We start from the raw sequence: 24,069 nt of genomic DNA on the forward strand, positions 1-24,069 counted from the left end.
CGGCCTCAGGCGTTGCGGATAACTTTGACCATGGCTGCCAGGCCGCTGGCGCGGGAACTGGATAAAAATCGCTGCAAGCCTAGCGTCTGTAGTAACTCGCCAAAATCGAAGGTGGCGATCTCTTCTTTGTTGCGCTGGGCGTAGGCCGCGCATACCAGGGCCAGCAAACCTTTGACGATGCGGGAGTCGCTATCCGCCCACAACTGCAAGTGGTTGCCCTGCCAGCGTGTCAGCAGCCATACCTGGGCCTCGCAACCTGCAACACGGTGCTCACCTGTTTTGAGTTCGTCCGGCATGGGAGGGAGCTCCCGCGCCAGTTGGACCAGCAACCGGTTCTTGGCTTCCCAGCCGTGCGCAGCTTCTAGGCGCGTCGAGAGCGTGGGTAGCGATAGCGACTCGGGCAAATCCGGCCAGGTGCTCATTGCAGCAACTCCAGCGTATCTTGCAGCGCAGCCAGCAGACGATCGATATCGCTCTGTGTGTTGTAAAGCGCCAGTGAAACGCGCAGCGTGCCCTGACTAAGCCCAAGCGATTGCATCAGCGGGCCTGCGCAATGGCTGCCGACGCGCACGGCAATGTCGCGCTCATCCAGAAACTGCGCAACGTCGTACGGGTGTGCGCGGCCAAAGACCAAAGAGGCAATCGGCCCCTTCTCTGGCGCTGTGCCCACAATGCGCACGCCATCCAGATAGCGGATACCTTCTGCCAATTGCTGGTAGAGCGCGGTTTCATGCTGAGCGATGGCGATACGATCTTGTGCGGCCAGCCAGTCCAGCGCGGCAGCCAGACCGACAGTTTGTGCGAACGCGGGCGTGCCCGCTTCAAAGCGGCGCGGTGCCGGTGCGAAGGTGGTGCCATCAAAAGACACACGCTCGATCATCTCGCCACCACCTTGCCAGGGCGGCATGGCATCCAGAATTTCTGTGCGCCCCCACAGCACGCCAATGCCGGTCGGGCCGAAGACTTTGTGACCGGAAAATACATAAAAATCAGCCCCCAATGCGCTGACATCCACGCTTTGATGCGCAACGCCCTGGGCGCCATCCACCAACACCAACGCATTCACGCTCCTGGCGGCGGCAATCAACTGCGCCAATGGTGGGCATACGCCCAGTGCATTGGACATCTGGCTGACTGCGACCATCCGGGTCCGCGGGCCGAGTAGTGTGCAGAAGGCGGTCATGTCGATCTGACCGTCTTCTTGCAACGGAATGGGTTTGATCACAGCGCCGGTACGTTGCGCAACCAATTGCCAGGGCACAATGTTGGCGTGATGCTCCAGGGTGGAAAGGAGAACCTCGTCGCCAGCCTTCAACTGGCTGCCACCCCAACTGTAGGCCACCAGGTTGATGGCCTCCGTTGCGCCGCGGGTAAACACAATCTCTTCAGGGCGGGCATTGATGAACCGGGCCACTGTCTTGCGCGCGGCTTCATAGGCCTCTGTAGCCGCATGGCCCAGGCGGTGGCCGCCACGATGTACATTGGCATTGCTTTCTTCATAGAAACGCCGCTCGGCATCCAGCACCACACGCGGTTTTTGCGTGGTGGCCGCGTTATCCAGCCATACCAGTTCAGGGTTGGTGGCCAGTAGCGGAAAAGAGGCCCGATCGGGCAACGGCAAATGGTCCATGAATGAATGCGCAGAAGAAGTGAAGCGATAGATGCCCATTGTATAATGCCGCGATGGCTTACAAACAACCGATCTCCGTCCTCGTCGTCATCCACACGCCTGATCTGAAAATCCTGCTGCTGGAACGCAAGGGCTACCAGGATGGCTGGCAATCCGTGACCGGTAGTCGCGAGGGCGAAGAACTGTTGCCCGATACGGCGCATCGCGAAGTCTTTGAGGAAACCGGACTGGATACCAATCGGTATGAACTGGTCGACTGGCATTACAACTCAGAGTACGAAATCTATCCCGTCTGGCGTCATCGGTATGCGCCGGGCGTGACCACCAATACCGAGCATGTGTTTAACCTGGAAGTGCCATTTGAGCTGGATATCACGCTGGCGCCTGATGAACACACGCGTTACCGCTGGGTAGAGTGGCAAGTCGCGGCGGAGATGGTGTTTTCGCCCTCCAATGCCGAGGCGATTCGTACCCTGGCCCAGCGTAGTTGACCTGCATCCGGAATCGTCCGATGCGGTTTTTCTTCCTGAAACCATCATCCAGGGTCGCATGGTGGCTCTGGTTTGTGGCGAGTCTTTTTCTCCTGCCGCTGGCCGCCTTCAATTTGTTGGCTTTTACGTCGCTTGGTGCCTATATCGTGTGGGTTGGTGTTGGGCTCTTTTTGCTCATGCCGCTGGTGCTTTTTTATCTGATCATGGTGACCAGTTTGCCTCTGAAGTACAGGATTCTGGTTGCCATTCTGGTTGCATTGACCAGCGTTGTTTGCCTTTTTCCAAGGGCGACTTGTGCTTCGGAGCAGCAAACAGAAGATGGAGGCTGCAACTGACCTTTGACCGGCCGGAAGGCCGACATCGAAAAATCCTGGCAGCACTTACAATTACCATAATCAGGAAGGGAAATTTTTTCGTAAAAGCGGTCTAAACAGTAATCAGATTGATTTGCTAGCCTTGCCGCATGTGCGGACTCTAACCAGAAATTGAATGTAATTCATTGAATAATATGGAAAGAAGAATCAAGGTTGCCTCTTACAATATCCACAAAGGCCTCTCGCCGCTCAATCGCCGGCTGGTGGTGCATGACGTGCGCCACGCGTTGCACAACCTGGCGCCGGATGTGGTGTTCCTGCAAGAAGTGCAGGGTGAGCACAGTACACGTGCACGCAAGTTCAATTACTGGCCAACGACGCCGCAGCACGAGTATCTGGCGGGCGATGACCTTTCCTTTGCTTATGGCCGCAACGCGATCCATCGTCTTGGCCACCATGGTAATGCAGTGTTGTCGCGTTTTCCGATCAGTCGCTGGGGCAATCACGACATCACGCTCAACCGCTTTGAAAAACGTGGATTACTGCATTGTGTGCTCGAGATTCCCAGCTGGAATGTGCCCTTGCATGCGTTTTGTGTGCATTTGAACCTGCTGGCGCGGGACCGACGCAAGCAACTGGCGGCGATGGTTGAGCAAATCCAGCATGAAGTACCAAAGAACGCGCCGCTGGTGATCGCGGGTGACTTCAATGACTGGCGTCGCGAGGCGACGCGCATTCTGGGGTCAGAGCTTCATGTGATCGAAGCGTTTGAAACCATGCATGGTTCGCCTGCGCGCAGTTTTCCGGTGCGTTTGCCGGTGCTCTCGCTCGATCGCATTTATGTCAGAGGGTTCGGCATCGAGGTTGCAGATGTCCTTGGTGGCCAGCCCTGGTCGCATTTGTCGGATCACGCCCCGCTGTACACCGTGCTGCGGCGGGGTTGAGTATGGACGGCTACCTGCCTGGTAACCGCATCAAACTTCTCAAAAACGGCGCTGAATATTTTCCTGAATTGTTGGGTGCCATTGCGCGTGCCGAGCGCGAAATTTTCCTGGAAAGCTACCTGTTTGAGCTCGATGTCATTGGCGAGGCGGTGTGTGAGGCGCTAATGAAGGCAGTGGCCCGTGGGGTTGAAGTCAAAGTCCAACTGGATGGCTTTGGCGCACGCAAATTTCCCGACGCCTGGAAGGTGCGCTTGGCCGACGCCGGAGTCTGGCTGCTGTTTTTCCGGCCGGAGGTTAAAGCGTTGTCATTTAATCGCCAACGCTTGCGAAGGTTGCACCGCAAACTGGTGGTCGTGGATGGCATGCTGGCGTTCGCGGGCGGTATCAATGTTTTGTCTGATTACACGGGCCAACCCGGCCCTGAGCCTCGTTACGACTACATGGTGGAAGTGCGCGGGCCCGTGGTGGCCACCATGCATGAGGCCGCAGACCGGCTCTGGCGTCATACCGCCTGGGTGCAAGTCGAGCCGGACTGGGCCAGAACCAGTCGTGACAAACCTGCATATGAAGAAGCGGGTGGGGCGCTGGCGCGGTTTGATATTCGTGACAACCTGCGCAACCGGCACAGCATTGAACATGAGTACCTGGAAGCCATAGAGCGCGCGACCGATGAGATCCTGATCGCGTGCGCATATTTTTTGCCGGGCTATCGCTTTCGGCATGCGTTGATTGATGCGGCGAAGCGCGGTGTAAAAGTGGTGTTGCTACTGCAAGGCACCCTTGATCATGCGTTGTTGCAGTACGCCAGTCGTGCATTTTTCCGTCAATTTATTGAGGCGGGAATCGAGATCCACGAGTATGTCAGCGGATATATGCATGCCAAAGTAGCGGTCATTGACCGAGCCTGGGCGACGGTGGGGTCGTCCAATATTGATCCATTTAGTCTATTGCTGGCTCGGGAAGGAAACGTCTTTGTGCGCGATGAGGCTTTTGCTGACGCCCTTGCACAGGATGTCCGCAATACGATGGAAAACTCAGCGCGGCGAGTGATATTGCCTGCGCTTTTGCGCGGTCCTGCGGGTTGGCGTATCAAGCCCTGGATCAGTTATGGAATTGTGCGATTCTTGATGGCAGTTTCGGGTTATGGGGGCGAACGTTACCTGAAATAACAATTGGATGCATTGATTGTGAGGGATCTCACTTCTGGATATTGAATACGGCCGTTTGTCGGCCGTTTTTTATGCGCGCTTCTCCAATTGTATCGAAAGGTTATGGTCGATTGACGCCGCAAATCGGGCTGCGTAGATTGCCAAAAAAACACAACCGCACATAAAAAATGTCGCCGCAATAACTACCCGTTTGCGCGGTCTACAAACAGTCAATCAGGAGTCCTGATCATGAACAAAATGATGCGAGTTGTTGCTGCCATTCTCTCTGCCGGTGTTATTTTTGCTCCGCTTTCCGCCCGTGCTGACACCCCGGGGCCTCACCCGTATTACCTGCATGCCTTGAGTGATCTGCGTGATGCACGTGGTTATCTGGATCGCATTGATTCGACTCAAGTGCAGAAAGATGAAGTAAAAGCGCTGGAAGAAATTGATGCGGCCATTGGCGAAATGAAGCATGCCGCTATTGATGACGGCAAAGATATTCACGACCATATGCCGGTGGATGCCAATCTCAAACACACCGATCGTTTTCATAAAGCGCTGGAATTGCTGAATCGCGCGGAAAAAGATGTTTCGCACGAAGAAAGTGATCCGGCAGCAATTGAATTGCAAGCACGGGTTTTGCACCATATTCATGAAGCGCATCATGCCGTTGATCGCGCGGTGAGTGCCGCGTTGGAATAATCCAGGTTTATGACTGGTTAATGTTAATAAGAACAGAAAACAAAAAAGGCCGCTATTGCGGCCTTTTTTGTTCAATGAATCAAGGTTGAAGTGATTATGCTTATTCGGATTCTGGCTGGCTTTTCTGATCTTGCGATGGCGGTGTCACACGTTCAAATTCGACCGCCGCCCGCAATACCCCACGCAGCATATCCACTTCTTCCTGATCCAGTTGCGCACGCTGCACAATGCGTCGTACGCGTGGCATCAAGCGCTTGGGGTTTTTGGTGCGCAAGAAGCCGATCGTGATCAGCGTACGTTCCAGGTGCTCATAGAAAAGCTCCATGTATTCATGGCTGGGCAGCGTGCGCCTTTCTTCCAGATGGCTCACGTCATCCAGTAATGCTGCACGCAATTCATAACACAGCACCTGCACGGCTTGAGCCAGATTCAGGCTGGAGTACACCGGATTGGTCGGAATGGTCACGAGGCGATTGCACTGGCGTACTTCATCAATACTCATGCCGTTGGTTTCGTTGCCGAAAACAAGGGCAATGGTGCCGCCGCCTGCGGCCTCTTGCAATAACTCTGGTACCAGTTGTCGCGGCGTGTGCAAGGGTTGCACGAGTTCACGCCGGCGAGCCGTCATGGCCACTTGCATGGTCGTGCCGACAAGCGCTTCTTCCAGGGTGTTCACGACAATCGCGTTGTCGAGTACATCATCTGCACTACTGGCCAGCGACCGGGCGGTGTCGGAAGGAAACTCTTTGGGGTTCACCAGATAAAGATGTGCTAACCCCATGGTTTTCATGGCCCGGGCGGTAGAGCCGATGTTGCCTGGGTGCGAGGTATTACACAGCACGACGCGAAAGGCGGCGAGCGTCTGGTTGGCGATAAGGCCGGCTTCTGGAAGATCAGTCAATTCAGTCATTCAGGGCGTATCAATGCGTTTTTTTGGCCGGCGCTGACAAAAGGGCCGGAAATTCAGTACAATAGCGGCTATATTTGTTTTCGATCTTTACAGGCTGATCCGCGACGCATCGTGCGCCGCCCTGGGTCAGTGACAATCTACATCGTCATGCATGGGCCGCTGGCCGCATTGCCATTGTGTAATGGCTTTGCTGGTTGCGCGTTTCAATCAGCCTGTTTCAATCTGCCAGGGGTAAGTTCATGCATCCGATGCTCAATACGGCCGTTCGCGCCGCTCGCCGTGCCGCTTCCGTCATCCAGCGCGCATCCAATAATCTCGATCTGATCACGCCGGAAAAGAAAGGCCACAACGATTTTGTGTCCGAAGTGGATCGTGCTGCTGAACGGGCCATCATCGAAACCATTCTGGAAGCCTACCCCAAGCACGCCATTCTAGCAGAGGAGTCCGGCCAGTCCGGTAATTCCGAGTTCGAATGGATCATCGACCCGCTTGATGGTACCACCAACTTCCTGCACGGCTTCCCGCAATACGCGGTATCCATCGCGCTGGCCCACAAGGGCGTGGTGACGCAGGCCGTGGTGTACGACCCCAATCGCAATGACATGTTCACCGCCACGCGCGGCGTGGGTGCATTCCTGAATGATCGCCGTATTCGCGTCTCCAAGGTGCGTGAATTGTCTGATGCGCTGATCGGCACCGGCTTTCCGTATACCGACTTCAAGCATCTGGATACCTATCTCAGCATCTTCCGCGAAATGGCACAGAAAGCCGCTGGCGTGCGTCGCCCAGGCGCGGCGGCGCTGGATCTGGCCTATGTGGCTTGCGGTCAGTTCGATGGTTTCTTTGAGTTTGGCCTGAAGACCGTGGATATCGCCGCTGGCTCGTTGTTGGTGCAAGAGGCCGGTGGCCTGATCACTGACGTTGAGGGTGGCGAAAACTACTTGCAGAGCGGCGATGTCATTTGCGGCACCCCACGCGTGTTCGGTCAGATGCTGCAACTGATCAAGCCACACCTGAAGTAAGACCTGCAACAAACCGGTATCAGGCCATGATTGTGCCGGATTCCGACCCCCGCCTGGCGGCGCTCCATGCCGCCTATGTGGCTACCCGCTATGTCGCCCCCGAATCAGGGCTGACATTGCGGGTCGGCCAGACCTCTCCTGAACTGGACACCCTGTTGCGGCAGCGCGGCATGCACAACTGGATGTTCATCTCCGCCTGCAATCCGTATTCCCAGGCCGTGCTGTGCCAGCACGAGAACCTGGCGCGTCACCAGAACCTGCTTGATGCCTTAAAGAGCGCTGGATTGGTCCTCTATGAGGGATATGGTGAGGGCAATGATGGCCAATGGCCTGCAGAACCATCTGCTCTGGTTTTGGGGGTCAATGAGTCCGCCGCCATTCACTGGGGCCGACGGTACGAACAGAATGCAGTGCTATTCGGTGAGTGCGGGCACGCTGCGCGTTTGCTTTGGTGCTTGCCGAACGCGATCTGAGAGGGTCAGGTTATCTTCGTAAAACCGCAAAAAACCGCATTAATTTGCATGTTTTTGCAAATGCGAACTAGAATGTCCGCATGTTTACTGAAGAACGCCATCAAACCATTCTCGATTACCTGACCGAAAAGGGTCGGGTGACGGTGCTTGAACTCGCCCAGCGCTTGCAGGTGTCAGACGACACGGTGCGTCGTGATTTGCGCGTGCTGGATGAACTTGGGTTTTTGCAAAAAACCCACGGCGGCGCGGTGTCGCTGGAAGTCCCACGGATGGCAAGGGCGCAGCGTGCCCAAGTGCTGCCACAAGTCAAACAGCAACTGGCGCAAGCTGTGATCGAACAGATCGAGCCCGGCCAAACCCTGATGCTGGATGCGGGCCAGAGCCTGCTGGCTGTGGCGCAAGCATTGCCCGATATCCCGTTGACGGTCATTACACACGCGCTGGATATCGCCAACGCGTTGAGTCAACGCCCTCAGGTGCGGCTGATCCTGGCCGGAGGATTGTGGGATGCTCGCCAGCGACTGTTTACTGGCGCACAGACCGTAGCGCAGGTTCAGTCCCTGCGGGCCGACTGGGCCATTATGGGCGCCTGCGCAGTTCACGAAAAACTTGGTCTGACGGCCAGTGACGCAGCCGATGCTGAGGTCAAGCGTGCCATGTTGGCGGTCAGCGCCCAGGCCATGCTTGTTGCCGATCACAGCAAGACTGGCCGCAGCGAACCCTTCTTTGTCTGTCCCATGCAGCAGTTTTCTCATTGGTTTACGGATCGCACGCCCGATTGGGTGAGCGCGCCGGTGGGTTTGCGTGTGATTGGGGCAGGGCTTGTTTCTGCAAATACGGAGAAAACCGCATGAATCGACTCAAAGTCGCACTGGTAGGCTACGGCTACGCTGGTAAAACCTTTCACGCCCCGCTGATCGTCGCATCACCCGATCTGCTGCTGGCCACCGTGGTGTCCAGTGATGCGGGCAAAGTGCATGCAGATTACCCGGACGTACGCGTGGTGGCGCATGCCAAAGAGGCGCTTGCCGATCCGCAGATCGATCTGGTGGTGATTGCCGCACCGAATGATCAGCATTTTCCGCTGGCACAGGCAGCATTGGCCGCTGGCAAGCATGTGGTGGTAGATAAACCCTTCACCACGACACTGGCTGAGGCGCGCAGCCTGATTGCGCAGGCCAAAGAAGTTGGCAAGGTGCTGTCGGTGTTCCAGAACCGCCGTTGGGATGCTGACTTTTTGACCGTCAAGAAACTGCTGGCTGATGATGATCTGGGTCGTGTGGTGCATTTTGAGTCGCACTTTGACCGGTTCCGTCCGGTGGTACGTCAGCGCTGGCGCGAAGCCGCAGGTCTGGGCAACGGCTTGTGGTTTGACCTTGGTCCGCACCTGGTGGATCAGGCCTTGCAGCTGTTCGGTCACCCGGAAGCTGTCTACGCCGATATGGCCATCATGCGTGATGAAGCAGTGGCAACAGATTACTTCCACGTTATCCTGCGCTATGAAGGTTTGCGCGTCATTTTGCATGGCAGCACACTGGTGGCGGGCGGCCCGCGCTTTGTCATTCACGGTGATAAACGCAGTTTTATCAAGCAAGGGCTCGACACCCAGGAAGGCCAACTCAAAGCCGGCGGCAAGCCGGGCGATGCTGACTGGGGTAAAGATTCGCTGGATGGCGTGCTGATCACCAGCGTGAATGATGTAGAAGAAAACGAAGCTGTAGTGACTCGTGTGGGTGACTATCGGGCGTATTACAACGGCGTGGCTGCGGCAATTTCCGGTAATGAGCCTAACCCGGTTTCGGGTGAAGAAGCGTTGGCGGTCATGGCGGTGATTGAACTGGCACACACCAGTGCCAGCATGCAGCGCGAACTGCCGTTTGCAGTTTGACCTGGCTTGTTATTGATTCCAGAGGGGAAGTGCATGACCGATTTTGCAAAGGACCTGGCCACCATCACGCGCCAGGAAGAATTGCTGCAATTTGATCGTTTTGATGCGGATGAAGCCTGGAAGTTGGGCTGCCGCTTGCGCGACATGGCGGTAGCACGCAAGGCGCCCATCACTATTGAAATCACGCTAAGTGGTCAGCGTCTGTTTTACGCATCCATGCCCGGCACGACACCGGTGAATGATGATTGGGTACGTCGCAAGCGCAATGTGGTGGAGTTATATCACCGCAGCACGTATTTCATTGGTCAGGGCAACCGCCAGCAAGGCATTTCCCTCAGCGAAAAAATTGGCGTGTCGCTTGCCGATTACGCCACCAATGGTGGCGCGTTTCCGTTGCTGATCAAGGGGGCGGGATGCGTCGGCAGTATCATCGTTTCTGGCCTGGCGCAGCGTGATGACCACGGTTTTGTGGTGGAAGCGCTGGCGGCACATCTGGGCGTGCCGCTGGATGGCTTGATGCTGGATTGAGGTGGTTGGCAGTGGATTAAAAAAGCCCGCAGATGCGGGCTTTTGTTTTACCTGGGTAGTCAGGCATTGAGGTTGTGCGCGCAGGGAGCGCCAGGCTCGCAGGGTGGCCCAATGTGGGCGGGATATTTTCGCGCGGGGTCTCGCCGGAGCTGGGTGGGTTGCGCACCCTGATTGAGCCTACTCTTGATGTTGTAGCGTCTCGAACGCAGTTCGGTTCTGAAGGGTGAAGTAGAGTACGTCTGACCACGCCAGTCCTACTGGATGTTCGGTTGCGCCGTTGCGGGTACTGTCACAGTGATCATCAAAGCGCAGACCAAAGAAGGCATCAAGCGGTGCGTCCATTTTTTGCCTGGAAGCTTGTTGTAACAAAAGTGCTGCTGCGGTCGGGTCTGATGGCAAGGCGTCAACGGCTACACCGGCCTGAAGGCAGCGCGCAACCTCTTGGGTAACGAGTTCGCGCAATTCGGCCTCGTCTTCGGTGCTCATGCAATCGAGTTCGATGGTTTCCAATAGAAGGTGGGTGTTGCGGTGGGCCGCAAGGAAGCTGGATGTCTCATCAAGCAGCGACAGGAAATTTAATATGCCCGGTGCCTCAGTTACTGGCTCGGCGGCACGTCCTTGCTTGTTCTGTCCCAAAGCATTTCTGACCCAGGCCATAAGGCCTGACGTCTGAGGGGCAGAAAGGGCCGGAGGTGGGCTCGGGGGCATTGTTGCCAGAATGCGCATGATCCCGATGAGGCGATTGACGCGCTGAAACCCGGAGTCAAAGGTGCTGCTGATCGCATGGAGTGCTGTCTTATGACTTGGGTCTTCGTCCATGAATCCATCAGATATTAGTGATGCGCAGAGTTTGGGATCGCCTGACATCAATACTCGATAGATGAAGGGAACGTCGTAAGCCCATTCCGACAAGCCTGTGATTGTATCCGGGCGATCAGCATAGGAGGTCGGGCAATTGTCGAGGCTGTATAGGTAGGCGCGATTGGCCACTTTCATTTCCTTCTGACTAGAGAGGATTTATCTCATGTTCGCTTTGGGGGAGTGCCAGGCTAGCCGGTCAGCGCCAACGCCTGCCGCGCCGATTCCTCATCCGTCACCAGCCCGGACAGCCACCGTCCGCGCAGGGCGGCGTTCAATGCGCTGTGTTTGCTGGCGCCGCCGGCAAAGGCAATGACTGGTCGGTCGGCGGCAGTGGGGAGTTGCAGGCTGGTCACCCGATCCGTGATCGGAGATGAAAGCGGGTGGCCTTCGTGATTCACCGCGTGGCCAATGATTTCACCAGCAGCGCCTTCAGATACCAGTTGGCCGATTTCCTCTTTGCTCAGAAATCCATCTTCTTCCAGCGGACACCCCGGCCCGACCGAGCCAATGCCGATAAAGGTGACGTCGGCATGCGCAGACAACTCGCTGACCACGCGATACACGCGGTGGCTGCACCACTGGCGGCAGTCTTCTGCGCTATCGGCAATCAATGGTGCGGGCAGCATGAAGTATTTGCTGCCGGTTTTCTCGGCTGTGCGCAACGCCACGTCGTAGCGGTTGGATGCACCGTCAGTCGCAATCGCGCCGACCATAGACACAATCCGGTGTTGCGGGCGATCAATCTCTGCCAGTTCGTCGATCACTGCCTTGAGGGTCCGGCCAGAACCCAGGTTAACCACGATGGGCGCCTCTGACTGCAAAAACTGCGTCATGACTTCGGCGCCAGCGACCGCCAGCATACGGCGCAGGCCTTCAGACTCGCCGCCGGCGGGTACCACGCGGCACAGGCTTAACCCAAAGCGGGCCTTCATCTGCTCGGCCAGGGCCAGGCAGTCAGTGATTTCGTGCTGCACGCTGACGCGCACCAGGCCTTGTTCCACGGCGTAGGCCACCAGGCGCTGTGCCATCTGGCGCGAGATACCAAGGTGGTCGGCGATTTCGTGTTGCGTGTTGTTGGCAACGTAATACATCCACGCGGCCCGCGCGGCCTGATCCAGTTTTTCTTGCTGTTTAGACATCGATTACTCCGTGATGCAGGTCTGGCGCTGGCTGGCGGCAGACGGCGCTTGCCGATTGTAGCGACTTCGGTGGTCTTGCGGCAGTTGCTGCGCGGCCAGGTGTGGTGCGCAGGACAAGTGCATAAAAGTGGCATTTGCTCTAAATGTGGGCAAAAGCTTGACATTGCGCAAGTGATGTTTGATTATTTGCTCGTGTAGTGATTAATTGCTCACTACGCGATGGTGATCAAATGGGTCTGCCAGGATGAATGCTCGATCCTGGTTGGTGTTTCTGACAGGCGCGGATGCTCTCAAGAAGACGAAAATGGAGCTAAAGCGTATTTATTTTCAGTAAACGCGGCGCCTATTGCCGTCATCATCATTCGAATGACACGACGAAGCGCAATGCCGGTTTGGCAGTGGGCTGCGACACACAACGTCGGATATGCGGTACCCAGCAAGCAGGAGCGGGTCGATGGATGCACCATATTGGTGTCTTCGGGCTACAAAAAATGTAGTCGGCGCCATGATTCATCGCCCAACGTACAAACGTTTGGAGAGACAAAGCATGAAACGCAATGCCATGATTTGCGCCGTGAGCGCGGCCACCTTTGCCGCGGCCGGCTTTGCCAGCGCCGCCACCGTGACCATCGCCACCATCAACAACCCGGACATGATTGAACTGCAAAAGCTCTCAAAGCAGTTCGAATCGGCCAATCCGGATATCCAGCTCAAGTGGGTAACGCTGGAAGAAAACGTACTGCGTCAACGCGTGACGACCGACATTGCCACTGGCTCTGGCCAGTTTGATCTGATGACCATCGGGGCGTATGAAACACCGATCTGGGCGAAGAAGGGCTGGCTCACGCCGTTGAATCTGCCAGCCAGCTATGACGTGAACGACGTTATCAAACCCGTGCGTGATGGTCTGTCGCTGAACGGCAAGCTCTATGCTGTGCCGTTCTACTCTGAAAGCTCCATGACCTACTACCGCAAAGACTTGTTCGATGCCAAGGGTCTGAAGATGCCGGACCAACCCACCTGGAATGACATCAACGGCTTTGCAGAGAAGCTCAATGACAAAGCCAATGGTGTGTACGGTATTTGCCTGCGCGGCCAGGCAGGCTGGGGTGAAAACATGGCGCTGGTCGGCACCATGGTCAACACCTTTGGTGGCCGCTGGTTTGACCAGCAATGGAAGCCCACCATTGATACGCCGGAATGGAAAAAAGCCGTCACTACCTATGTAGATATCCTGGGCAAATATGGCCCTCCGGGTGCCAGCGCCAATGGCTTCAATGAAAACCTGGTGCTGTTTGGTAGCGGCAAGTGTGCCATGTGGATCGACGCCACCGTCGCCGCCGGCATGTTGTACAACGGCAAGGAATCCAAGGTGGCCGACAAGGTGGCATTTGCCCAGGCGCCAATTGGCACCAGCCCGAAGGGTGCGCACTGGCAGTGGATGTGGTCGCTGGCTGTACCCAAGTCTTCCAAGAACCAGGAAGCGGCGCAAAAGTTTGCCGCCTGGGCCACCAGCAAGGAATACATCCAGCTGGTTGCCAAAGACCTGGGCTGGGCGTCGGTTCCGTCCGGCACGCGTGAATCCACCTACGCCAATCCGGAATACCAGAAAGCCGCGCCGTTTGCCGGTTTTGTGCTGAACGCCATCAAAACCGCCAGCCCGACGGATGCCACTGTGCAGAAAGTACCGTATATCGGCATCCAGTTCGCCACCATTCCAGAGTTCCAGTCCATTGGCACTGTGGTTGGCCAGCAAGTTGCGGGGGCACTGACGGGCAAGAGTACGGTCGATGCGGCCCTCAAGGCATCGCAAGCTTCAACTGAGCGCGCAATGCGTCAGGCTGGTTATCTGAAGTAAACCATGTGAGGCGTGAAGGGGAGGCGTGAGTGGGGGCATCAGCAAATGCAGCTGCTTTCGCCCCTCACATCTCACCTTCACACCCCACTGCGGAGTTCTCCCCATGACTCAACATGTTCTTGATGCCCTGCCAGCGGGCACCTCGGCTACGCCCGCGCCAGCGCGCCGCGCCGGTAATCCGCTGGCGAAGCTGCTGTTAACGCCTTCGGTCGCGGTCTTGTTCTTGTGGATGATCGTGCCACTGGCCATGACGTTGTATTTCTCGTTCATTCGCTACAACCTCTTGAACCCGGATCAGACCGGTTTTGTGGGGCTGGATAACTACAAGTACCTGCTGGAAGACCCGACTTTCTGGCCCTCGATTGGCCATACGCTGGTGCTGATTGGCTCGGTGCTGGCGATCTCGGTCATTGGTGGCACGCTGGTTGCCGTTTTGTTTGACCAACCCTTTGCAGGCCGCGGTATTGCTCGACTCCTCGTTATCGCGCCTTTTTTTGTGATGCCCACGGTCAGTGCGCTGATCTGGAAAAACATGGTGTTGCACCCGGTCTACGGCCTGTGGGCCGGGATATTCCGTCATTTGGGCTTGCAGCCCATCGACTGGCTGGCGGATTACCCTATGTGGTCAGTGATTGTGATGGTGGCGTGGCAGTGGCTGCCGTTTGCCTTCCTCATTTTGCTGACGTCCCTGCAATCGCTCGATACCGAACAAAAAGAAGCGGCACAACTTGATGGCGCCGGCCCGGTGCGCATTTTTGTCTACATCACGCTGCCGCACCTGTCTCGCGCCATTGCGGTGGTCATCATGATCGAGACCATCTTCTTGCTGTCGATCTTTGCCGAGATTTTTACTTCCACAGCAGGTGGTCCGGGTACGGAAACCACAACGCTAACCTGGCTGATTTACTCGATTGGCCTGCAACAATTTGATATCGGGATTGCCTCTGCCGGTGGTGTGATCGCGGTGGTGCTGGCCAATATCGTGTCGATCTTCCTGGTGCGCATGCTCGCCAAAAACCTCAAGGGGGAGTACGACAAATGAATGATCCAATGAAAGCCCCGATCTGGGTCGGCGTGCTGGGTTGGGCGGTGGCGCTGGTGATCTTCATGCCCATCTTCATCATCGCCATCACGGCCTTCAAGACCGAACAAGATGCGTACACGCTGAGTCTGTTTTTTACGCCCACGCTGCAAAGCTTCCATGAAGTGTTCGAGCGCAGTCACTATCTGGCGTTTGTCACGAACTCCGTGATCGTGTCATTTGGCTCGACCTTCCTTTCGCTGGCCATTGCGATTCCGGCCGCGTATTCGCTGGCGTTCTTTCCGGGCCCGCGTGCACAGAAAACACTGCTCTGGATGCTCTCGACCAAGATGATGCCGGCGGTGGGTGTGCTGATCCCGATCTACCTGCTGGCCAAGAGTGCGGGCCTGCTCGATAGCGTGACGGGCCTCCTGATCATCTACACGCTGATCAATCTGCCGATCGCGGTGTGGATGGCGTTCACCTACTTCAATGAAGTGCCCAAAGAAATTCTGGAAGCAGCGCGTATCGATGGCGCCAGTGCGTGGCAGGAAATGTTGCACCTGCTGCTGCCGACCTCTTTGCCTGGTCTGGCCTCTACCGCACTCTTGCTGGTGATCCTGTCGTGGAATGAAGCGTTCTGGAGTCTGAATCTCTCGAGTTCCAACGCAGCGCCACTCACGGTATTCATTGCTTCGTATTCCAATCCGGAAGGTTTGTTCTGGGCCAAGCTCTCGGCGGCATCGTTGCTGGCGGTGGCGCCCATCCTGTGTCTGGGCTGGATTGCACAAAAGCAATTGGTGCGCGGCATGACTTTCGGGGCGGTGAAATGACCCTGAAATACCTGATCTGCGATTGCGATGGCGTGCTGCTTGATAGCGAGAGTGTGGCGTTGGCAGCCATTCTGGATGGTCTTGCCAGCCGCATGGCCCGGCCGGAACTGGACCGCTTTTTGAGACCGCGCCTGGGCATGACCATGCATCACATCGCAGATGACATGGCGCGCGAACTGGGCCTTGCACTCACCCCGCAAGAAACGTTGCACCTGGAAATGCAGGTGGAAGACCGCTGCATTGCCGAGGCGCAGGCCATCAATGGCGTGCAGGCTGCGTTGCAAAGCGTGCAGTTGCCCATGGCAGTGGCCAGCAACAGCAGTCAGCCGCGAGTCGAAGCCGGTTTACGCAATGCCGGTTTATGGAGTTTGTTTGCGGGCCGCGTGTATACGCCCGGTCGCGGATTGCGCCCCAAGCCTGCGCCGGATCTATACCGCGCTGCCTGCCAGGGTTTGCTGGCGGATCCCGCCTCAACGTTGGTACTTGAAGACAGCGTGGCGGGTGTGACTGCCGCACGTGCCGCCGGGCTGACTGTGCTCGGTTTTGTCGGCGCCCGCCATGGCGAGCCTGCTGCGGCACAGCGCCTGCGTGATGCGGGCGCAACCGATGTATTCGATGACATGACCACATTGCCAGCGCGCCTTGCGGCCTGGCACTAACAGACACCCAGGGCCCGCGCCAACGCGCTGGCCGGCAATGATGAAGGAGCCTGATATGGCCAGCATGACCTTGCGAGACGTTCAGAAAAGTTATGACACCGTGGAAGTCCTGCGCGATATCAATCTGGATATCGCGGATGGCGAGTTCGTGGTGTTTGTCGGCCCGTCTGGCTGCGGCAAATCAACGCTTTTGCGCATGATTGCCGGCCTGGAAGAAATCACCGGTGGTGAGCTGAGAATTGGCGATGCGCGCATGAATGATGTCCCCGCCAGCAAGCGCGGCATCGCCATGGTCTTTCAGAGCTATGCGCTGTATCCGCACATGACGCTCTACAACAACATGGCATTTGGCTTGAAGATCGCCGGCAAATCCAAAGAAGAGATCGACGTCGCCGTCAAGCGAGCCGCCAAAATTTTGCACATTGACCACTTGCTGGATCGCAAACCCAAAGCGCTTTCTGGCGGTCAGCGCCAGCGGGTCGCCATTGGCCGGGCCATTACCCGTGAACCGTCGGTATTCCTGTTTGATGAGCCGCTCTCCAACCTGGACGCTGCGCTGCGCGTGAAGATGCGGCTGGAGTTCGCCAAGCTGCATGATGATCTCAAGACCACCATGATTTATGTGACTCACGATCAGGTAGAAGCCATGACGCTGGCCGACAAAATCGTCGTGCTGTCGGCAGGCCGCATTGAACAGGTGGGTTCGCCGCATACGCTTTATCACCATCCGGCCAACCGCTTTGTTGCGGGGTTTATCGGGTCGCCCAAGATGAACTTCATTGAGGGCGAAGTGGCCAGCATCGGCGCAGATCACGTCAAGGTACAACTGGCCGGAGGAACGCAACTGGTCGCCGTTGACGGCAGCAATCTCAAAGTGGGTGACAAGGTCACCATCGGCATCCGGCCGGAACATCTGGCCATTGATGCGTCAGGCCAGATTCACGCCACGGTGACGGCGCAGGAGTCCCTGGGCGATCACGCCTTTGTGTACACCACTTACGCGGGGGCGCCGGATGGATTGATCTTGCGTGTGCCTGATGAAGACGAATATGTGCACGGCCGCGTCATCCAGCTCTATGCCGATCCCAATCGCTGCCATTTGTTCTCTGCTGACGGCAATGCCTGCCCGCGCGTGAAATTGCAGGCCGCAGCGTAAAGCGACTACCCGAATGATTGCCGCACGTGAAAAGCCGGGCCCAAGGCACCGGGCAGGATACGTGCGGCCGCAAGACAGCCTCAAAACACAGGAGATTCAACCATGAACACACATGCCAACGGTCCATCTACCTGGCTGCACCTGGGCGCCGGGTCTTTTCATCGTGCACACCAGGCCTGGTATCTGCATCGTCTGCGTGAGACCGGCGACCAGACCTGGACGCTGGCATTGGGTAACATCCGCGAAGACATGTCCCCCTTGCTGGCAGCACTGGAACGCCAGAAGGGCGAGTACACACTGGAAACCATCACCCCGGAAGGCGTGCATCAGTATGAAACGGTGCGCTCCATCAGCAAGATTGTGCCTTGGGATGCACAACTGGCCGCGGTAGTGGAAGCGGGCGCTGCTGCGCAAACACGCGTGATCTCGTTTACTGTGACCGAAGCCGGTTATTACCTGGATCAGCACTTCAAACTGGATGTGGCCAACGCTGATCTGGCTGCCGACCTGAAGGGTGAAAAGCGCACGATCTATGGCGCACTCCACGCCATCCTCAGTGCTCGCCGCGCCGCTGGTCATGGCCCGGTGACACTGCTGAACTGCGATAATTTGCGCCACAACGGCGAGCGGTTCCGTGACGGCATGCTGCAGTTTCTGGCCCTGTGTGGCGAGACGGAACTGGCCGCGTGGGTTACGGTGAATACCGCCAGCCCGAACTGCATGGTCGATCGTATTACTCCGCGTCCGGTGCCAGCAGTACGTGAGCGGGTCAAGGCCGCGACCGGCATTGATGATGAAGTGCCGGTCATGGGGGAGAGCTTTATCCAGTGGGTGGTGGAAGATCGTTTCATCGCAGGTCGCCCTGCGTTGGAAAACGTGGGCGTGGAGATGGTCGAATCCGTTTTGCCTTATGAAGAGGCCAAGATTCGCATTCTGAATGCCAGCCACAGTTGTATCGCGTGGGCCGGCACATTGATTGGCCTGACGTATATCCATGAAGGCACGCACGTTCCGTCGATCCGGCAGATGGCTTATGCCTATGTCACCGAAGACGTGATCCCGTCGCTGTCACCGAGCCCGATTGATCTTGGCAAATACCGTGACGTGGTGCTGGACCGCTTTGGCAATCCAGCCATTCGCGATAGCAATCAGCGCGTGGCGGCAGACGGGTTTTCCAAAATCCCCGGGTTCATTGCCCCGACGCTGAACGAGTGCTTCAAACGTGGTGCCGTGCCTGTTGCAACCGCCATGTTGCCCGCCTTGTTCTATGTGTTCCTGCAGCGCTGGGCTGACCGCAAGTTGCCATACGAATATCAAGACGGCATTCTGGACGCCAACGCCACGCGTGCCATGCTTGCTGACGCAGATCCGGTTGCCCGCTTCTGTGCTGATCCCATGCTGTGGGGTGCGATCGCCGGCAAGCCGGAGTTTGTGGTGCTGATGCGCGAATCGGTTGAGCGTGTAAATGGCTGGCTGGCCGCGCAATAACATTCTGAGCGCCCTCGCAGGCAAATCTGGCAGCACACGGGAGAAAGCATGTATCTGGGCATTGATCTGGGCACCTCGGAAGTCAAAGTCGTGCTGCTTGATGGCCGCAACAACATTATTGCCACGGCGGGCGCCGCTTTGACGGTGAGTCGTCCGCACCCGCGCTGGTCAGAGCAAGACCCGGCCGCGTGGTGGGATGCCACAGTGGAGGCCGTCGACAAACTGCGCGCAGGTCACCCGGCACAGTTTGCCGAGGTACGCGCGATTGGTTTGTCGGGCCAGATGCATGGGGCGGTGGTGCTGGATGCCGCAGACAAAGTCTTGCGCCCGGCCATTTTGTGGAACGACATGCGGGCCGCAGATGAATGTCGGGTGCTGACTGAACTGGCGCCCGATCTGCATCAGATTGCCGGCAACCTGGCCATGCCAGGTTTTACCGCGCCCAAACTCTTGTGGTTGCGCCGGCACGAGCCCGATGTCTATGCCAGAACGGCCACCGTCTTGCTGCCTAAAGACTGGCTGCGCCTCAAGCTCACTGGCGAGAAAGCATCCGACCCCTCCGATGCGGCCGGTACGTTATGGCTGGATGTTGCCAAACGTGATTGGTCGGACACACTGCTGGCTGCAACCGGCCTGACCCGCGCGCACATGCCCAAACTGGTAGAAGGGGACGCGGTTTCTGGCTTTTTGCGCCCGGAACTGGCCGCGCGCTGGGGGTTGTCTACGGGCGTGATGGTGGCCGGTGGCGGTGGTGACAACGCCGCCAGTGCGGTCGGCATTGGCGCGACGGTGCCGGGTGACGGGTTTATCTCGCTGGGTACATCTGGCGTCATGTTTGTGGTGAATGACCGTTTTCGGCCGAACCCGGCCTCAGCGGTGCATGCCTTCTGCCATGCTTTGCCTGATCGATGGCACCAGATGAGTGTGGTGTTGTCCGCAGCAAGTTGTCTGCGCTGGCTGTGCCGGCTGACGAGCACAGATGAGGCAACCTTGTTGCCGGAGGTGGCCGCGCTTTCAGCAGATATGCTGGATCAATCTCCCGTGTTCTTGCCATACCTCTCGGGCGAACGTACGCCGCATAACGACCCGTTTGCCCAGGGGGTGTTTCATGGCATGACCCATGCGACTGATCGCGCCATGCTGGGTTACTCCGTACTGGAAGGTGTGACGTTTGCGCTGAAAGACGGGCTGGACGCCTTGAGCGAGGCAGGCACGCATGTCGATACGCTTTCACTCATGGGTGGTGGCGCCCGCAGCCCGTACTGGGCGCAACTGATTGCCGATGTGTTGAATCTGCGCATCGTCACCCATCATGGCGGCGAAGCGGGCGGGGCGCTCGGCGCTGCGCGCCTGGGTTGGCTGTGTGCTGGCGGCAACGAAGCGGATATTTGCCAGAAGCCGCCCGTACGCGCGGAATATCTGCCACAAACGCAGCGCGTGGACGTGCTGGCGCATCGACTGGCGTTCTATCGCGACGTTTATTTGCAGCGCCCGGCCGCGCATCTGGTGCGCGGCTGACGGTTTTTCAGGTTTGCTGCCTGAGAGATCTATATTTACCCGGATAATATTTGACCTGTTTATTTTATCCGGGTAAATTTCGCTTTCACATTATGTGGAAGCGGTCATCATGAACAAAACGAAAACCAACGGCATAGAACTCGCCTGGGATCACTTTGGCGATGAATCTGCCGAGCCGATTTTGCTGATCGCCGGTCTTGGCACCCAAATGATCCGCTGGACGCCGGCTTTCTGTACGACACTGGCTGAGCGCGGTTTCCGGGTGATCCGCTTTGATCATCGCGACGTCGGTCAATCTACCCATTTTGATCAGTACCCGGCGCCAGATCTGAATGCCTTGATTGCGACACTGCAAAGCGGGCAACGACCAAATCTGACCTACACCCTGGAAGACATGGCTGCAGACGCGATGGGATTGCTCGATGTGCTGGGCATCAAACAGGCGCATGTGGTGGGGCGGTCTATGGGCGGGATGATTGCGCAATTGCTCGCCAGCGCATGGCCGGAACGCGTCTTGTCGCTGACCTCCATCATGTCTAGTTCCGGTAACCCGGCTTTACCGGCGGCTGCGCCGGATGTGATGCAGTTGATGACACGGCCAGCGCCAGACCCAGAGCGCGATCCGGCCGGGTTTGCGGCGCAAGGTCTCGCTTTTGCGCGGCGCATTGCCGGTAAGGGGTATCTGTTCGACACGGAACAACAGCTGGCGCTTTTGCATGAAGAGCTGCGGCGTGGCCGTAGCGCGGGCGGTTTTGCCCGTCAGATTGCCGCCATTGCTGTTTCGGGTGATCGTCGTTCACAGCTCGCTGCGATTGTTGCGCCCACCCTGGTGATCCACGGTGCGGATGATCCTTTGTTTTCGCCTGAATGTGGCGCGGATACCGCCCGGGCAATCCCCGGAGCCCATTTCATGCTGCTTGAAGGAATGGGTCATGATTTGCCGGCGCCTTTGTATGCCACGGTGGCCGAAGCCATCACGCAAAATTGCCGTAGACCGCAGTTGGCCAGGGTAAATCCGACTTGAGAGTAAGTCTGCAGCTCTGGTCTAATCAGCGAATGCCGATCATTGCGCACCATGGCCACAAGCTGACGGTGCAAGAAAATGGATTACCCACCCATGCAAAAAACTGCGTTTGCCAGCGACAACACTTCCGGCATCTGCCCGGAAGCGCTTGAATCGTTTATTGCCGCCAACACCAGCAATGTTGCCTCTTACGGTAACGACGAGTGGACCCGCCGCGCGTGCGATGCGATTCGCGACTTGTTCCAGACCGACTGCGATGTGTTCTTTGTCTTCAACGGCACCGCCGCCAACTCACTGGCCCTGGCCTCCCTGGTGCAGAGCTATCACAGCATTGTCTGCCACAAGCTCTCCCATGTTGAAACCGACGAATGTGGTGGCCCGGAATTTTTCTCCAATGGCACCAAGTTATTGCTGGCTGAAGGCGAGGACGGCAAGCTGGATGTCGACGGCATTGCTCGTCTGGTTGCGGCACGTACTGACATCCATTACCCCAAGCCCCGCGCAGTCACCATTACGCAATCGACCGAAGTGGGTACGGTGTATGCACTCGAAGAAGTCAAAGCCATCGGTGCTGCCTGCCGCGAGATGGGTCTCGCGTTCCACATGGATGGCGCGCGGTTTGCCAACGCCGTTGCACATCTGGGAGTGAGCCCGGCCGAGCTGACCTGGAAAGCAGGCGTAGATGTGCTGAGCTTTGGTGGTACCAAGATGGGCATGCCCGTCGGTGAAGCGGTGGTGTTCTTCAATCACCAGTTGGCGCAGGATTTTGCCTATCGCTGCAAACAAGCCGGGCAGCTGGCCTCCAAAATGCGTTTTCTCGCCGCCCCGTGGGTGGGCATGCTGCAAAACAACGCATGGCTCACGCGTGCCGGTCACGCCAACGCTATGGCGACGCGTTTGTCTGACGCGCTGGCTGCATTGCCGGGCGTATCGCTGATGTTCCCGACGCAGGCGAATGCGGTGTTCGTCAATCTGCCGGCCCATGTCGCGCAAGCGCTCAAAGACAAGGGCTGGGCGTTTTACAGCTTTATCGGCGCAGGTGGCGCACGGTTTGTGTGTTCATGGAGCACTACGCTGGAAGACGTTGATGCATTGGTGGCGGATGTGAAATCGGGGCTCTGAACCGCCAGCCCAACGGGTCGCACAGCCCTTTGTTGGGTGTTTGGCAAAGGTGCCGTCTATGATTTCATGATTACGCCCAGCATTTGCCTGATCTGGGGGAAAAATGAAAACCGCACCTCGGCTTTTTGTCGTCTTCCTGAGCGCCGCACTGGCTGCGTGCGGAGGGGACTTCTTCGGCAGTTCAGACGGTGGTTCGACTGTCACCCCGACCCCTGTGCCATCCGCACCGGCATCGGCGACACCTACGCCCACACCGGCGCCTGATGCGTCGAGCTATACCGTCGGCGGCGTGCTGTCGGGCTTGAGTGGTGGCACGGTCACGCTGATCAACAATAGTGACAGCCTGGCACTCAGCGCCAATGGCCCGTTCACTTTCAATACGGCCGTCAGTGCAGGGGGCGCTTATCAGGTGGTGGTGAGTACGCAGCCGTCCGGTCAGGTGTGCAAAGTCAGTGGTGGCGGCGGGTCCGGCCTGGCGAGCAACATCACAAATGTCGCGGTGCAATGCTCAGCGCCGGTTATCCAGATTGCGCCACTGTGGGCGTTCGCACAGCCTTTCGGTACTGCGGTTGATGCGCAGGGTAACGTGTATGTGGCTGATGGCGGGGCGGGTAACGTTTATAAGGTTGCACCCGGGGCGACAACGGCCACGCCCATTGTGACCGGCACACCCTTTGTGGCCCCCGTGGGGGTTGCCATTGATGCCGGGGGTACGGTGTACGTCACGGATTACAATGGTCCAGCGGTTTATCAGATCGCCCCGGGCGCGACGACCCCTTCACAAATTGCTCCAGGCTTTTTCTTCAGCCCCACCGGGATCGCCGTAGACGGTAGCGGCAATATCTATGTCGGGGATGATGTACTGAATGCCGTTTACAAGATCGCAGCCGGGACAACGACGCCCGTCCCGGTCGCGAGTGTGCCTGGGCCGCAGTACATTGCTATCGATGCGGCAGGCAATCTTTATGTGACAGCGGGCAGCGATGTTTACGAAATTGCTGCTGGCGCGTCGACGCCCAATCCGCTGATGCTCTCTCCGGGGTTGTCGCAACCTGCGGGCATTGCTGTGGATGCCACGGGCAATGTTTATGTTGTCGATGCGGCCACCAATAGCCTTTATAAAATTGCCCCGGGCGCCACTGCCCCTGTGGCGATCTCCACAGGTACCACTGCGCTGAACATGCCCTTTGGCCTGACCCTTGGTCGCGACGGCAATCTGTACATCGCTGATGTCGGCGACGCCAAGGTCTACGAGGTCGTGCTGCCCTGAGTCTGGTTCGAACGGACTTCAGCAACGTATTCAAGGCCAATGCATTGCGGGTCATCCCCGTGATTGC

25 protein-coding genes are annotated in these 24,069 nt (G+C 57.5%); 20 read left to right on the forward strand and 5 right to left on the reverse strand.

Annotation, left to right across the window (positions count from 1 at the left end; genetic code table 11):
- Positions 1-5: 5 nt before the first annotated feature.
- On the reverse strand, positions 6-422 hold the full coding sequence (locus tag IEX44_RS00230) for a SufE family protein (RefSeq protein WP_188687569.1): 417 nt from the start codon (positions 420-422) through the stop codon (positions 6-8).
- On the reverse strand, positions 419-1,630 hold the full coding sequence (locus tag IEX44_RS00235; RefSeq protein ID WP_188687570.1) for an aminotransferase class V-fold PLP-dependent enzyme: 1,212 nt from the start codon (positions 1,628-1,630) through the stop codon (positions 419-421). Before IEX44_RS00235 ends, IEX44_RS00230 begins: the two co-directional genes overlap by 4 nt.
- A 53-nt stretch (positions 1,631-1,683) precedes the next feature.
- Between IEX44_RS00235 and nudB the strand changes: the two genes are divergently transcribed.
- The 5 genes from nudB to IEX44_RS00260 all read left to right on the forward strand — a co-directional run bounded on the left by nudB (position 1,684) and on the right by IEX44_RS00260 (position 5,232).
- Positions 1,684-2,121, forward strand: coding sequence for a dihydroneopterin triphosphate diphosphatase (gene nudB, locus IEX44_RS00240; RefSeq protein WP_188687571.1), 438 nt, complete (start codon positions 1,684-1,686; stop codon positions 2,119-2,121).
- A gap of 20 nt (positions 2,122-2,141) precedes the next feature.
- Entirely contained in the window at positions 2,142-2,456 is a 315-nt protein-coding gene (locus tag IEX44_RS00245) for a hypothetical protein (protein WP_188687572.1), read from the forward strand.
- 173 nt (positions 2,457-2,629) lie between these two features.
- The gene (locus IEX44_RS00250; RefSeq protein ID WP_188687573.1) at positions 2,630-3,379 is read left to right on the forward strand and encodes an endonuclease/exonuclease/phosphatase family protein; all 750 of its coding nucleotides are present in this window, start codon (positions 2,630-2,632) and stop codon (positions 3,377-3,379) included.
- Positions 3,380-3,381: 2 nt separating this feature from the next.
- On the forward strand, positions 3,382-4,548 hold the full coding sequence (gene clsB, locus IEX44_RS00255) for a cardiolipin synthase ClsB (protein ID WP_188687574.1): 1,167 nt from the start codon (positions 3,382-3,384) through the stop codon (positions 4,546-4,548).
- Between the two features lie 228 nt (positions 4,549-4,776).
- Positions 4,777-5,232, forward strand: a complete 456-nt coding sequence (locus IEX44_RS00260; protein ID WP_188687575.1) for a hypothetical protein — start codon at positions 4,777-4,779, stop codon at positions 5,230-5,232.
- A 100-nt stretch (positions 5,233-5,332) separates the two neighbouring features.
- Here IEX44_RS00260 and IEX44_RS00265 read toward each other — a convergent pair whose 3' ends face one another.
- On the reverse strand, positions 5,333-6,142 hold the full coding sequence (locus IEX44_RS00265) for an RNA methyltransferase (RefSeq protein WP_188687576.1): 810 nt from the start codon (positions 6,140-6,142) through the stop codon (positions 5,333-5,335).
- Positions 6,143-6,381: 239 nt separating this feature from the next.
- Here IEX44_RS00265 and IEX44_RS00270 point away from each other — a divergent pair, with 239 nt between their 5' ends.
- The 5 genes from IEX44_RS00270 to IEX44_RS00290 all read left to right on the forward strand — a co-directional run bounded on the left by IEX44_RS00270 (position 6,382) and on the right by IEX44_RS00290 (position 10,053).
- Positions 6,382-7,164, forward strand: coding sequence for an inositol monophosphatase family protein (locus IEX44_RS00270; protein ID WP_188687577.1), 783 nt, complete (start codon positions 6,382-6,384; stop codon positions 7,162-7,164).
- 26 nt (positions 7,165-7,190) lie between these two features.
- Positions 7,191-7,637 carry a DUF3293 domain-containing protein gene (locus IEX44_RS00275; protein WP_188687578.1) on the forward strand — a complete coding sequence of 149 codons (447 nt, stop codon included), beginning with the start codon at positions 7,191-7,193 and terminating at the stop codon, positions 7,635-7,637.
- An 80-nt stretch (positions 7,638-7,717) separates the two neighbouring features.
- Positions 7,718-8,491 carry a DeoR/GlpR family DNA-binding transcription regulator gene (locus IEX44_RS00280; protein ID WP_188687579.1) on the forward strand — a complete coding sequence of 258 codons (774 nt, stop codon included), beginning with the start codon at positions 7,718-7,720 and terminating at the stop codon, positions 8,489-8,491.
- Positions 8,488-9,525 (forward strand): oxidoreductase, encoded by a 1,038-nt coding sequence (locus IEX44_RS00285; protein ID WP_188687580.1) that lies wholly within the window; start codon positions 8,488-8,490, stop codon positions 9,523-9,525. The genes IEX44_RS00280 and IEX44_RS00285 overlap by 4 nt, the downstream gene beginning before the upstream one ends.
- A 33-nt stretch (positions 9,526-9,558) precedes the next feature.
- The gene (locus IEX44_RS00290) at positions 9,559-10,053 is read left to right on the forward strand and encodes a heme-degrading domain-containing protein (RefSeq protein ID WP_188687581.1); all 495 of its coding nucleotides are present in this window, start codon (positions 9,559-9,561) and stop codon (positions 10,051-10,053) included.
- A gap of 177 nt (positions 10,054-10,230) precedes the next feature.
- Here the strand turns inward: IEX44_RS00290 and IEX44_RS00295 are convergent, their stop codons facing one another.
- A complete protein-coding gene (locus IEX44_RS00295) occupies positions 10,231-11,043 on the reverse strand; it encodes a DUF7822 domain-containing protein (RefSeq protein WP_188687582.1) in 813 nt (270 codons plus the stop codon).
- A 59-nt stretch (positions 11,044-11,102) separates the two neighbouring features.
- The gene (locus IEX44_RS00300; protein ID WP_188687583.1) at positions 11,103-12,053 is read right to left on the reverse strand and encodes a sugar-binding transcriptional regulator; all 951 of its coding nucleotides are present in this window, start codon (positions 12,051-12,053) and stop codon (positions 11,103-11,105) included.
- 547 nt (positions 12,054-12,600) lie between these two features.
- Here IEX44_RS00300 and IEX44_RS00305 point away from each other — a divergent pair.
- From IEX44_RS00305 to IEX44_RS00350, 10 genes are all read left to right on the forward strand, one after another.
- On the forward strand, positions 12,601-13,911 hold the full coding sequence (locus IEX44_RS00305) for an ABC transporter substrate-binding protein (RefSeq protein WP_188687584.1): 1,311 nt from the start codon (positions 12,601-12,603) through the stop codon (positions 13,909-13,911).
- 103 nt (positions 13,912-14,014) lie between these two features.
- Complete coding sequence (locus IEX44_RS00310; protein ID WP_188687585.1) at positions 14,015-14,953, forward strand: carbohydrate ABC transporter permease; 939 nt, start codon at positions 14,015-14,017, stop codon at positions 14,951-14,953.
- On the forward strand, positions 14,950-15,765 hold the full coding sequence (locus tag IEX44_RS00315; RefSeq protein WP_188687586.1) for a carbohydrate ABC transporter permease: 816 nt from the start codon (positions 14,950-14,952) through the stop codon (positions 15,763-15,765). The genes IEX44_RS00310 and IEX44_RS00315 overlap by 4 nt, the downstream gene beginning before the upstream one ends.
- Positions 15,762-16,424 (forward strand): HAD family hydrolase, encoded by a 663-nt coding sequence (locus tag IEX44_RS00320; protein ID WP_188687587.1) that lies wholly within the window; start codon positions 15,762-15,764, stop codon positions 16,422-16,424. The genes IEX44_RS00315 and IEX44_RS00320 overlap by 4 nt, the downstream gene beginning before the upstream one ends.
- Before the next feature lie 55 nt (positions 16,425-16,479).
- On the forward strand, positions 16,480-17,580 hold the full coding sequence (locus tag IEX44_RS00325) for an ABC transporter ATP-binding protein (RefSeq protein ID WP_188687588.1): 1,101 nt from the start codon (positions 16,480-16,482) through the stop codon (positions 17,578-17,580).
- A gap of 102 nt (positions 17,581-17,682) precedes the next feature.
- Complete coding sequence (dalD, locus tag IEX44_RS00330; RefSeq protein WP_188687589.1) at positions 17,683-19,068, forward strand: D-arabinitol 4-dehydrogenase; 1,386 nt, start codon at positions 17,683-17,685, stop codon at positions 19,066-19,068.
- Between the two features lie 48 nt (positions 19,069-19,116).
- Entirely contained in the window at positions 19,117-20,586 is a 1,470-nt protein-coding gene (gene xylB, locus IEX44_RS00335) for a xylulokinase (RefSeq protein WP_188687590.1), read from the forward strand.
- Positions 20,587-20,695: 109 nt separating this feature from the next.
- Complete coding sequence (locus IEX44_RS00340) at positions 20,696-21,610, forward strand: alpha/beta fold hydrolase (protein ID WP_188687591.1); 915 nt, start codon at positions 20,696-20,698, stop codon at positions 21,608-21,610.
- A gap of 93 nt (positions 21,611-21,703) precedes the next feature.
- Positions 21,704-22,732, forward strand: a complete 1,029-nt coding sequence (locus IEX44_RS00345) for a threonine aldolase family protein (protein ID WP_188687592.1) — start codon at positions 21,704-21,706, stop codon at positions 22,730-22,732.
- A gap of 103 nt (positions 22,733-22,835) precedes the next feature.
- Positions 22,836-24,002: an NHL repeat-containing protein gene (locus tag IEX44_RS00350; RefSeq protein WP_188687593.1), complete on the forward strand. Its 1,167-nt coding sequence runs from the start codon at positions 22,836-22,838 to the stop codon at positions 24,000-24,002.
- The last annotated feature ends 67 nt before the right edge of the window (positions 24,003-24,069 follow it).

The organism is Silvimonas amylolytica (assembly GCF_014645555.1).
Lineage (GTDB): Bacteria > Pseudomonadota > Gammaproteobacteria > Burkholderiales > Chitinibacteraceae > Silvimonas > Silvimonas amylolytica.